Source organism: Tomitella cavernea (assembly GCF_016599145.1).
GTDB classification, from domain to species: domain Bacteria; phylum Actinomycetota; class Actinomycetes; order Mycobacteriales; family Mycobacteriaceae; genus Tomitella; species Tomitella cavernae.
The window spans coordinates 1-1,262 of sequence record NZ_JAENKO010000109.1 but is presented as its reverse complement, the minus strand read 5'-3'; the positions used below and the strand labels follow the sequence as shown (position 1 = coordinate 1,262).

Annotated in this window: 1 protein-coding gene; it reads right to left on the bottom strand. The window is 66.2% G+C overall.

From position 1 onward, the window contains the following. The coding region (locus JJ683_RS18675; protein ID WP_200176319.1) for an MCE family protein at window positions 1-1,262 on the bottom strand (1,262 nt) is incomplete at both ends.

Genomic DNA, 1,262 nt, shown 5'->3' with positions numbered 1-1,262 from the left:
GAACACCACCTCGTTGCCGCGCAGCGACGGCGCCCCGAGCACCGTCGTCCACCCCGGAATCGACGCCGCATCCGCACCCGAGGCCGCCGCATACACCTGCGCCAGCGCCTCCTGCTCGGACTGCGAGCCGCGGTACTGCGACTCCGGCTCGGCCGCATACATCGGATCCGGCGGATACAACGTGGGCGCCCCGCCCGTGTTGATCACCGGCGGCTGATACGACCCGTCGTTGAGGGTGCCGTCCGGGATCGGGTAGTTCTGCCCGGGCACCGCCTTGGGGTAGCACCGCGCCTTGCGCGTGTCGAACAGGCGCGGTTCATCCTGGTTCGGCAGGTATCGGCCCCGCGGGTTCACCAGCTCGAGCGTCACCCGGATACCCGGGTTGGGCTCGTTGTAGCCGACGATCTTCTTGCCGCGCTCATGGATCTCGGCGAACGACTCGAAGGTGCAGCCGAACGCCGGCGACGCGTCCGCGAACACCTCCAACGGCCGCACCGACTGCGCCGACACCGCCACGAAATCCCCCCGCGTGCGATCGATCAGATCCGACGACGCCCGCGCCGTATCCGCACCCGCCAGCAACAGATCATGAATCCGATCCTGCATCTGCACCACGGTCTTGTTCGTCGTCCGCAGATTATCGAGCGCATCCACCAGATCCGGCGCCGCCGACTGATACGTCCGCGCGAACTCCGCGACCCCCCGGATATCCGCCTTCACATCCGGCAACCGGTCCACCACCTGATCGGTGATCTCATCGAGCTGCTCGATCCCCCGGCCGATCGCATCCCCCTGCCCCTCGAGCATGTGATTGATCGCCGTCAACGTCACCGACAGATCCTGCGGCGGCACCGCCCGCAGAATCGGCAACACCGTATCGAGCATGTGCCCGATCTCCACCGCATTGCCCGACGCATCCTGATAGATCGTGTCCCCCTCCGACACATGCCCCGACGCGCCCTTCGGAATCTGCAACGCCACATACCGCTCACCGAACAACGTCTTCGGCAACAGTCGCGCCGTCGCCGACGGCGGCACCTGCTCCGCCAACGCCGGATCCAGATCCAACCGCAGCACCACCTTGTCCCCGTGCGCCTGCGCCGACCCGACCGTGCCCATGATCACCCCCCGCGCCTTCACATCCGCACGCTCAGGCAGGGCATTTCCCGCACTATCGGTGACCAGATAAATACTCGTATACGTCGAGAACGCCTTGTTGTACTGCAACACCGTCACCGCCACGAACCCGATGACCAACGCGA